Genomic DNA, 9,648 nt, shown 5'->3' on the forward strand with positions numbered 1-9,648 from the left:
TGCGCGGGCCGCGGTCGCGCAGGAACCACCACGACAGGACCGGGACGATGGTCAGCGCCACCAGCAGGGAGCCGACGAGGGCGACCGCGATGGTGACGGCGAACGGGCGGAACAGCTCGCCGGCGGCCCCGCTGACCACCGCCAGGGGGAGGAAGACCGCGACCGTGGTCGCGGTCGAGGCGGTGATCGCAGCGGCGACCTCGCGCGTGCCGCGGGAGATCGCGGTGCTCTTGGCCTCGCCGGCGTCGAGGTGCCGCTTGATGTTCTCCACGACGACGATCGCGTCGTCGACCACGCGGCCGATCGAGACGGTCAGCGCCGAGAGCGTGAGCAGGTTGAGGGTGTAGCCCCCTCCCCGCAGGGCGATCAGGGCGATGAGCAGGGACAGCGGGATCGACACCGCCGTGACCAGCGTGGAGCGCACCGAGAGCAGGAAGACGAGGATGACGAGGATCGCGAAGCCCAGGCCGAGCAGGCCCTCGACGGTGAGGTCCTCGACCGACTGCTCGATGAACGGAGCCTGGTCGAAGACGACGGTGAGCGCGGCGTCGGGGCCGAGCGCCTCCTCCAGGTCGGGCACCAGCGCGGCGACCTGCGCGGAGACCTCGACGGTGTTGCCGTCCGGCCGCTTGGTGACGGCCACGCCGATGCTGGGCTCGCCGTCGGTGCGGGTGACGGAGGTGGCGGCCGCGGGGGCGCTGGTCACGCTCGCGACGTCGGAGAGCAGGGTGCCGGGCGCCACGGGCAGGGCCGCGACGTCCTCGGCGGAGGTCAGCTGCTGCCCGACCTGGACGTCGAGCGTGCGGCCGCCGGTGGTCAGCGAGCCGGCCGGCACGACCACGCCGTTGCTGGTCAGGGCCGTGGTGATGGCCTCGGGGCCCAGGCCGGCGGCGGCGAGGGCGGCGGGGTCGACGTCGAGGGTCACCACGTCGGCGCGGGTGCCCGACAGCGCGACCGAGCGGACGCCGTCCACGTCCTCCAGCGCCGGCACGACGACGTCGCGCAGGCGGGCGGCCAGCTCCTCCTCGCTCGCGCCGCCGGTGGCGGCGAGCTGCACGACGGGCAGGTCCTCGATGCTGCCGGTGATCACCTGCGCGTCCGCGTCCTCGGGCAGGAGCCGCTCCGCGCGGGTGACGGCCGACTGGACGTCCTGCTGCGCGCTGGTCAGGCCGGTGCCGTACTCCAGCTCCACGGTGACCACCGACAGCCCGCTGCTGCTCGTGGACGTCGTGCCCTCGAGGCCGGGGACGCCGCCGACGGCGGACTCCACGACGTCCGTGACCTGCTGCTCGACCACCTGAGGGCTGGCCCCGGGGTAGCTCGTGACGACCGCGGCCAGGGGCAGCTGGAGGGAGGGGATGAGCTCCTGGCGCAGCGACCCGGCCGAGAAGAGGCCGGCGCCGACGGCGACGAGCGTGACCAGCGCGATGAGCGCGCGGTTGGCCAGGCTGAAGCGGGTGAGGGCAGACACGGGGAGGGGCCTCCGGGGCGAAGTGATTAGTGTGAGGCTAACAGTTCGCCTGAGACGAGGAGTCGCCGTGGACGACGAGGTCGCCGCGCTCGCCGCCGAGGCCGCCGAGCACCAGCTGGCGGTCCATCGGGCCGCCGCCCGCCAGCGCTGCGCGCCGCTGATGAGCACGGCGCTGACCATGCAGCAGCTGCGCGCCGTGCTCCTCGTCGACCTGGAGGGGCCGCTCACCGGCCACGCCCTGGCGGAGGGGCTCGGCGTGTCCACCGCGACCACGAGCGGCCTGGTCGACCGGCTCGTCGAGCACGGCGTGGTCGAGCGCACCGAGGACCCCGCCGACCGGCGCGTGCGCCGGGTCGCCCTCACCGAGGCCGGCGCGCGGACGGTGCGCGAGCTCGCCGACGCCGGCCGGGCGATGAGCGACCACCTCCTGCGCCAGCTCGACGTCGAGGACCTGCGGGCCCTCGTGCGCGGTCTCGCGGCCGTGCGGGCCGTCGTCGAGCGCGAGGCCGAGCGCCGGTAGGCGGATCGCCGTCGGGACCCCCGCTGCGGAGCCGCGCGGCGATAGCCTCCGCGGGTGCCCGCTGCCCCGCCCCCCTCGCTGCTGAGGCCTGGGACCACCGCCCCGGCTCCCACCGCGGCCGACCTCGCCGCGTGCCTGGGCTCGCCCGCGTGGGTGGACGCCGTCCTCGCCGGCGCGCCGTACCCGGACGCCCGCGCGCTGCTCGCCGCGGCGGAGGCTGCCGCCCGCGCGCTGCCCGACGCCGAGGTCCTCGCCGCGCTGCACGCCCACCCGCGGATCGGCGAGCGGCCGACAGGGGAGGGGGCGAGCGCGGCCTTCTCCCGGCGCGAGCAGGCCGGGGTCGACGCCGGCACCACCACCGCGGCCCGGCTGGCGGCCGGCAACGCCGCCTACGAGGCCCGCTTCGGGCACGTCTTCCTCGTCCGCGCCGCCGGGCGCAGCGCCGAGGAGGTCCTCGCCGCCCTGGAGCAGCGCCTGCGGCACGACCCGGCCACCGAGGTGGCCGTCGCCCGCGGGGAGCTGGCCGAGATCGCGCTGGGCCGCCTGTCGTCCCTGCTGGGGGAGGCGGCGCCGTGGGCCTGAGCACGCACGTCCTGGACACCGCGCTCGGGGAGCCGGGGGCCGGCGTCGGCGTCCTGCTGGAGCGCACCGGCGCCACGGCCGGCGTCTGGGAGCAGCTCGGGGCGGCGGTGACCGACGCCGACGGGCGCGCGCTGCTCCTCGACGGCGTCGTGCCCCCGGGCACCTACCGGGTGGTCTTCGACACCGGCGGCCACGACGCGGCGCAGGGCCGCACCGGCCTGTACCCGCTGGTCTCGGTCGTGCTCGCGGTGCCCGAGCCCACCGAGCGGCTCCACGTGCCGCTGCTGCTGTCCCCCTTCGGCTACACCACCTACCGCGGGAGCTGACCCGATGGCCCAGACGCCGCCGCAGTCCTCCGAGCACCGGCTGGTCTTCGACCGCTACGGCAAGGCCGAGGTGCGCCTCGTCCACGTCGACCGGTCCTCCCCGCGCCACGAGCTGCGCGACCTCACCGTCTCGACCGCCCTGCGCGGCGACTTCAGCGCCGCCTACACGGCCGGCGACAACTCGGCGGTGCTGCCGACGGACTCCCAGAAGAACGCCGTCTACGGCCTGGCGCGCGAGCAGGGAGTGGGCGAGCCCGAGGACTTCGCCGGCGTCCTGGCCCGCCACCTGCTGCAGACCTCCCCGGCGGCCACCGCCGCCGAGATCGCCGTCGTCGAGCACGGCTGGACGCGGATCGGCGAGAGCGGCGGGAACGCCGCCGACCACGCCTTCGTCGGCGGCGGGGGCGAGGTGCGCACCGCCTCCCTCGTCCTGCAGCGCGACGGCGCCGCGGTGCTCCACGGCGGTCTGCGCGGGCTCGTGGTCCTCAAGACCACCGGCTCGGAGTTCGCCGGCTTCCCGCGCGACCGCTTCACCACCCTGCCCGAGACCGACGACCGCATCCTGGCCACCTCGGTCACCGCCACCTGGCGCTACCGCGACGGCGCGCACGGGGAGGGCCTCGACTTCGGGGCGCTGTGGACCGGGGTGCGGTCCGCGCTGGTGACCGCGTTCGGCGGCCACCACAGCCTCGCCCTGCAGCAGACCCTCCACGCGATGGCCAGCGCGGCGCTCGACGCCCACCCCGAGGTCGAGGAGGTCAGCCTCGTCATGCCGAACAAGCACCACTTCCTCGTCGACCTGAGCCCCTTCGGGCTCGACAACCCCGACGCCGTCTACCACGCCGCCGACCGGCCCTACGGGCTGATCGAGGGCACCGTCGCGCGCGCCCCCAGCACCCCGCCCGCGGCCGCCGGGTGAGCGCTCCGCAGCCGCGGCTGGACCCCGCGCTCGTCGCGGCGCTGGACGCCGAGCTCGCCGGCCTCGACGCGGCGCTCGCCGCCCGCTACCCCGGCGGCGGGCCGGTGCCCCCCGTGCACACCGCCTACGTGCCCGCCGACGCCGCGGACGCCGGCACCCCGGCCGCGTGGGGCCGCGCCGCCCTGGACCTCCTCGCCGAGCACGCCCCGGACCCCGCCGCGCTCGCGGCCGCGACGGGCCTGGCGCCCGCGGTGGTCGAGGACGCCTGGCCGGCGCTGCAGGCCGTGCTGACCAGCCGCCCGGTGCAGGACCTGCGCCTGGACCTCGAGGACGGGTACGGCCCCCGCCCGGACGCCGTCGAGGACGCCGACGCCGCCGCCGCCGGGGCGGTGCTCGCGGCCCTGGCCCTGCCGGGGGCGCCGGCGGCCCCGGCGCTGGCCGGGGTGCGGGTGCGCTCCATGGAGGCCGCCACCCGCCACCGGTCCCTGCGCTCGCTCGACCTCGTGCTGGCCGGGCTCGTCGCGGCCGCGGCCCGCGGGGAGGGCGCGGTGCCGGCGCGCGCGGTGGTCACCCTGGCCAAGGTCAGCGCCCCGGCCCAGGTGCGGGCGTTCGTGCGGGCCGTCGACGCCCTCGAGGTCGCGCACGGCCTCCCCGCCGGCTGGCTGGACGTCGAGGTGCAGGTGGAGGTGCCGGCGCTCGTGGTCTCCGCCACCGGCACCGCCGCCGTGGCGGAGGTGCTCGAGGCCGCCGGCGGGCGCTGCACCGGCCTGCACTTCGGCACCTACGACTTCACCGCGGCGTGCGCGGTGCCGCCCGGCGCCCAGTCCCTGGAGCACCCGCTCGCCGACCACGCCAAGGCGGTGCTGCAGCTCGCCGCCGCCGGCACCGGGGTCGCGGTCAGCGACGGCTCGACCAACGTCGTGCCGTCCGGCAGCGGCGAGCAGGTACGCGCGGCGTGGGCGCTGCACGCCCGCCTGGTGCGCCGGGCGCTGGAGCGCGGCCTGCCCCAGGGCTGGGACCTGCACCCGGGCCACCTCGTCACCCGCCACCTCGTGACGCTCGCCTTCTACCGCGCCCAGGCCCCCGAGGCGCTGCGCCGGCTGGGCGGCTGGGCCGCCGGCAGCGGCGCCACCACGGCCGACGCCGGCTCCGGCGCAGTCGACGAGCCCGCCACCGCCCAGGCGATGGCCGCGCTGCTCGTGCGCGGCATCGCCGCGGGCGCCCTCGACGCCGACGAGGTGAGCGCGCGCAGCGGGGTGGACGCCGCCCGGCTGGCGTCCCTGGCCGCCCGGAGGGTGGCATGAGGTCCAGCCGCGCGGAGGGTGGCATGAGGTCCAGCCGCGCGGAGGGTCGCGCGAGCGGGCTCGACCTGCTGGTGCGCGCACCCCGGGCGATCACCCCCGAGGGCGAGCGCGCCGTCGTCCTCGGGGTGGCGGGCGGGCGGATCGCCGTCCTCGCCGACGCCGACGACCCGGCCGCGGCCCGCCTGGACGCCGACCGCGTGCTCGACCTCGCCGACGACGAGGTGCTCCTGCCCGGTCTGGTCGACGCGCACGTGCACGTCAACGAGCCCGGCCGCACGGCCTGGGAGGGGTTCGACTCGGCGACCCGCGCGGCGGCCCTGGGCGGGGTCACGACGGTCGTCGACATGCCGCTGAACTCCGTGCCGCCCACCACCACCGTGGCCGGGCTGCGCGCCAAGCACGACGCCGCGCGCGGGCGGGTGCACGTCGACACCGGGTTCTGGGGCGGCGTCGTGCCGGGCAACACCCCCGAGCTGGCCGGGCTCGTGGCGGCGGGCGTGTTCGGCGCCAAGTGCTTCACCGCGCCGTCGGGGGTGCCCGAGTTCGGCCACGTCGACGCCGACCAGCTGCGCGAGGCGCTCGCCGAGCTGCACCGCCTCGGCGCCCCGCTGCTCGTGCACGCCGAGGACCCCGGCGTCCTGGCCGACGCCGAGCGCACCGCGCACGAGCCCGGCGCCGACCCGCGCGCGTTCGCGACCTTCCTCGCCACCCGCCCGGCCGCCGCCGAGGACGCCGCCGTGGCGATGGTCGTCGCGGCCGCCCGCGCCACCGGCGGGCGCGTGCACGTCGTCCACCTGGCCAGCGCGACCGCCCTGCCGCTGCTGGCCGGGGCCCGGGCGCGGGGCCTGGCGGTGACCGCCGAGACCTGCCCCCACTACCTCGTCCTCGACGCGGACGCCGTGCCGGCCGGCGCCACGGAGTTCAAGTGCTGCCCGCCGGTGCGCGACGCCCGCACCCGCGAGGCGCTGTGGCGGGCGCTGCGCGACGGCGTCCTCGACTCCGTCGTCTCCGACCACTCCCCGTGCACCCCCGAGCTGAAGGACCCCGCCACCGGCGACTTCACCACCGCCTGGGGCGGCATCGCGTCGGTGCAGCTCGGGCTGCCGGTGGTGTGGACGGCGGCCCGCGCCCGGGGCGTGCCGCTGGCAGAGGTGGTGGGCTGGATGTCCGCCGCACCGGCCGCCCGGCTCGGCCTGAGCGGGCGCAAGGGATGCTTGGGCGTCGGCGCCGACGCCGACCTCGCCGTGCTGGCCCCCGAGGAGGAGTTCGTGGTCGACCCCGCAGCCCTGGCCCACCGCCACCCGGTCACCCCCTACGCCGGAGCCCGGCTGCGCGGGGTGGTCCGCTCGACCTGGCTGCGCGGTCAGCGGGTGGACGGCACCACCCCCCGAGGCGCCCTCCTGCACGCCGCCGGCGGCGCGGCGTGAGCGCCGGACCCGGCGGGGGCGCGGCCGGTGGCCAGCAGCCCGGGGCGGGCGGAGGGGCCAGCGCCAGCAGCGCGCCGTTCCAGCCGCTCGGCCCCGAGCAGCAGCTGGGCGCGGGGGAGGCGATCGACCTCGCCGGGCGGGTGCTCGGTGCCACGGTCGTGGCCTGCAACGACCAGTTCTTCGCCGACGCCGCCAACCTGATCCTGCCGCACCCGGCCGCGCACGACCCGGCCGCCTACGACGCCCGGGGCAAGGTCTACGACGGCTGGGAGACCCGGCGCCGGCGCACGCCCGGCGTGGACTGGGTGGTCGTCCGCCTGGCCACTCCCGGCGTCGTGGAGCGGGTGCACGTGGACACCGCGTGGTTCCGCGGCAACTACCCCCCGCACGCCTCGGTGGAGGCGGCGTGGCTGCCCGGCTACCCCAGCACCGACGAGCTCGCCGCCCTCGACCCCGCCGCCTGGACCACCCTGGTGCCCCGCTCGGACCTCACCGGCGACGCGGTGAACACCTTAGAGGTCGCCGACGCGCGGCGCTGGACCCACGTGCGCCTGACGATCCACCCCGACGGCGGGGTGGCCCGCCTGCGGGTGCACGGGCGCCCGGTGCCCGACCCCGAGCTGCTCACCGGCACGATCGACCTCCTGGCCGCCGAGCTCGGCGGCGCCGTCGTGCAGGCCTCGAACGAGTTCTACGGCACCGCCGCGCACCTGCTCCAGCCCGGCCGCGCGGCGTCCATGGCCGACGGCTGGGAGAACGCCCGGCGCCGCGACGGCGGGCACGACTGGGTGCTCTTCTCCCTGGCCGCGCCGGGTCGGGTGCGCCGGGTGGAGGTGGACACGTCCTTCTTCGTCGGCAACGCCCCGGGGCGGGTGCGGCTGCTGGGCACCGACACCCGCTCGGCCGCCGACGCGCAGGGCACCTCCTGGCGCGAGCTGCTGGACCTGCGCCCCCAGCCCGACACCCGGCACGTCCTCGCGGTGCCGCAGGCGCCGGCCCTGACGCACCTGCTGCTCGAGGCGCACCCCGACGGCGGGATGTCGCGCCTGCGGCTCTGGGGCGAGCTGGACGCCGACGGCGCGGCCCTGGTGCGCCAGCGCTGGGAGGACACCCGCCCCTGACGGCGGCGCGGGCGCTCGGTGCGGGAGCGGTGCGCGTCGTCACGAGGGACCGGTCAGCGCCGCACCCGGTAGCGCAGGTGGAGCACCCGGTCGCCCCGGACCACCACGTCGGGACCCTCCAGCAGGTGCTGCGCGTGGACCGACCCGAAGTAGCGCTTGCCGGACCCGAGCACGACGGCGCCTCGGGGTCCCAGCCCTCGGGCTCCGGCCGGTGCGTCACGACGACCACGTGGTCGATCCCGCCCGGGGGCCTCCCGTCCCAGCCGTCCGTCAGGTCGAAGACGTGGCGGCCGACGATCGTCACCCCGATCTGGTCCCAGTACGGCCGGATGCAGTCGTAGGACGTCTGCGACACCCTCACCTCGCCGGTCTCGTCCAGCGGGACGTCGCCGTTGGACGACCAGTCGAACAGCGGTCCGGGCTGGCCGCCTCGATGGGGGACGCCGTGATGGCCGCCGTGCTCGTCGGGGACGCGAGGTCGGCCGGTGCAGCGGCTCCGGCGGAGCAGGCGACCGCTGCCACGGTCGTCGCCTTCCGCGCCATGGCGCCGCAGCTGCCCGGGCTGAACGACGCCGAACGAGGCCTGCTCGTCGACTGGCTGCACCGCGCAGAGGCGGCAGCTCGGCGCTGACACCACCGCGGCAGCCGGCCGTGTCCGCGGGCGGACGGCTCAGCGCCGAACGGCGACGGCGACGGCGACGTCGCGGCGGCCGGAGCGGGTGCGCAGCAGCGGCTCGGCGACGAGCACCACGAGCGCCAGCGCCGTCAGCGCCGCGGCGACGAGGGGCACCTCGCGGGCGCCCGCCCCGGCGAGCACCCAGCCGCCGACGAGGGCGCCGGCGGCGATGCCGAGGTTGAACGCCGAGCCGTGCCCGGCCGAGGCGACGTCGGTGCTGCCCGGGGCGACGGTGAGCACCTGGTTGACCATCGCCGGCGGCAGGGCCGCGGCGGCGAAGGAGGACACCGACGCGAGCACCACGGCCACCGCGGGGGAGGTGCCGAAGAGGTTCAGCGCCAGCAGCGACGCCGCCAGCAGGGCCACCGAGCCGACGAGGGCGGCGCGCGGGTGCCGCCCGGCGACCACGGCGACGACGGCCGTGCCGAGCACCCCGGCGATCCCCAGCGCCACGAGCACCCCGCTCATGGACGCGCGGGCGAAGCCGGCGACGTCGACGAGGAACGCCGTGATGTACGTGTAGGAGGTGAACGACCCGGTGATCCCCAGCGCGGTGACGACGAGGATGACCCAGTAGCGGCGCGCGTCCGGCGCGGTGCCGCGCGAGGCGTGGCCCTGCCCGGCGCGCGTGCTCGGCACCAGGGCCGCGGTGGCGACCATGGCCACCACGCCGAGGGCGGTGACCGCCAGGAACGCGGCCCGCCAGGTGCTCTGCTCCCCGACCCAGGTGGCGGCCGGCACGCCGAGCACCGGCGCCATCGACCCGCCACCGAGGACCAGGCCGATCACGCGGGACCGGGCGGCGGGGGAGAACAGCCCGGACGCCGTCACGGCCGCGACCGCCCAGAACACCGCCTGGGCGACCGCCGTGACGAGCCGCGCCGCCAGCAGCAGGCCGTAGCCGGGGGCCAGCGCCGAGGCGGCGGTGGAGACCACGAACACCGCGAGCAGCCCCGACAGCAGCAGGCGCCGCGGCACCCCCTGGACGAGGTGCGTCAGCGGCACCGAGACCACGGCGACGACGAGCCCGTAGGCGGTGACGAGCAGCCCGATGGTGCTGCGGGACTCGCCGAGGTCCTCGGCCATCAGCCCGAGCAGGCCCACCGGCAGCTGCTCCACGGTGACCATCGAGAAGGCCCCCACCACGATGGCCGCCAGGGCCCCGACCCTCCGCCACCGTCCGTGCACCACCCATGACTACCGCATGCCGGGTGCCGCGCGGCGACGGGGTGGGGCGCCCTGTCGGGTGAGCGCCGCGGCCGGGGGCGCCGGTCGGCTCAGGAACCCGCCCCGGGCTGCCGA

The 9,648-nt window shown here is 77.6% G+C and carries 10 protein-coding genes and 1 pseudogene; 8 read left to right on the forward strand and 3 right to left on the reverse strand.

Annotated elements, in window-relative coordinates:
- The coding region (locus AC5FZL_RS12805; RefSeq protein ID WP_493619192.1) for an efflux RND transporter permease subunit at positions 1 to 1,471 on the reverse strand (1,471 nt) is incomplete at its 3' end.
- A gap of 67 nt (positions 1,472 to 1,538) precedes the next feature.
- Here AC5FZL_RS12805 and AC5FZL_RS12810 point away from each other — a divergent pair.
- From AC5FZL_RS12810 to alc, 7 genes are all read left to right on the forward strand, one after another.
- On the forward strand, positions 1,539 to 1,991 hold the full coding sequence (locus tag AC5FZL_RS12810) for a MarR family winged helix-turn-helix transcriptional regulator (protein WP_493619194.1): 453 nt from the start codon (positions 1,539 to 1,541) through the stop codon (positions 1,989 to 1,991).
- 54 nt (positions 1,992 to 2,045) lie between these two features.
- The gene (uraD, locus tag AC5FZL_RS12815; protein ID WP_493619196.1) at positions 2,046 to 2,573 is read left to right on the forward strand and encodes a 2-oxo-4-hydroxy-4-carboxy-5-ureidoimidazoline decarboxylase; all 528 of its coding nucleotides are present in this window, start codon (positions 2,046 to 2,048) and stop codon (positions 2,571 to 2,573) included.
- Positions 2,564 to 2,899 (forward strand): hydroxyisourate hydrolase, encoded by a 336-nt coding sequence (uraH, locus tag AC5FZL_RS12820; protein WP_493619198.1) that lies wholly within the window; start codon positions 2,564 to 2,566, stop codon positions 2,897 to 2,899. The genes uraD and uraH overlap by 10 nt, the downstream gene beginning before the upstream one ends.
- A gap of 4 nt (positions 2,900 to 2,903) precedes the next feature.
- Entirely contained in the window at positions 2,904 to 3,818 is a 915-nt protein-coding gene (gene pucL / locus AC5FZL_RS12825; RefSeq protein ID WP_493619200.1) for a factor-independent urate hydroxylase, read from the forward strand.
- Positions 3,815 to 5,122: a DUF6986 family protein gene (locus AC5FZL_RS12830; protein ID WP_493619202.1), complete on the forward strand. Its 1,308-nt coding sequence runs from the start codon at positions 3,815 to 3,817 to the stop codon at positions 5,120 to 5,122. The genes pucL and AC5FZL_RS12830 overlap by 4 nt, the downstream gene beginning before the upstream one ends.
- A gap of 23 nt (positions 5,123 to 5,145) precedes the next feature.
- Positions 5,146 to 6,549, forward strand: a complete 1,404-nt coding sequence (gene allB / locus AC5FZL_RS12835) for an allantoinase AllB (RefSeq protein WP_493619204.1) — start codon at positions 5,146 to 5,148, stop codon at positions 6,547 to 6,549.
- A gap of 122 nt (positions 6,550 to 6,671) precedes the next feature.
- The gene (gene alc, locus AC5FZL_RS12840) at positions 6,672 to 7,670 is read left to right on the forward strand and encodes an allantoicase (protein ID WP_493619208.1); all 999 of its coding nucleotides are present in this window, start codon (positions 6,672 to 6,674) and stop codon (positions 7,668 to 7,670) included.
- Between the two features lie 53 nt (positions 7,671 to 7,723).
- On the opposite strand, the pseudogene AC5FZL_RS12845 reads toward alc, so the two are convergent.
- Positions 7,724 to 8,082 (reverse strand): annotated as a pseudogene (locus AC5FZL_RS12845) (hypothetical protein).
- A gap of 21 nt (positions 8,083 to 8,103) precedes the next feature.
- Here AC5FZL_RS12845 and AC5FZL_RS12850 point away from each other — a divergent pair.
- Positions 8,104 to 8,301, forward strand: coding sequence for a hypothetical protein (locus tag AC5FZL_RS12850; RefSeq protein WP_493619210.1), 198 nt, complete (start codon positions 8,104 to 8,106; stop codon positions 8,299 to 8,301).
- A gap of 39 nt (positions 8,302 to 8,340) precedes the next feature.
- Here the strand turns inward: AC5FZL_RS12850 and AC5FZL_RS12855 are convergent, their stop codons facing one another.
- The gene (locus AC5FZL_RS12855; RefSeq protein WP_493619206.1) at positions 8,341 to 9,537 is read right to left on the reverse strand and encodes an MFS transporter; all 1,197 of its coding nucleotides are present in this window, start codon (positions 9,535 to 9,537) and stop codon (positions 8,341 to 8,343) included.
- Positions 9,538 to 9,648: the final 111 nt, after the last annotated feature.

This window comes from Quadrisphaera sp. DVD1 (assembly GCF_058932755.1).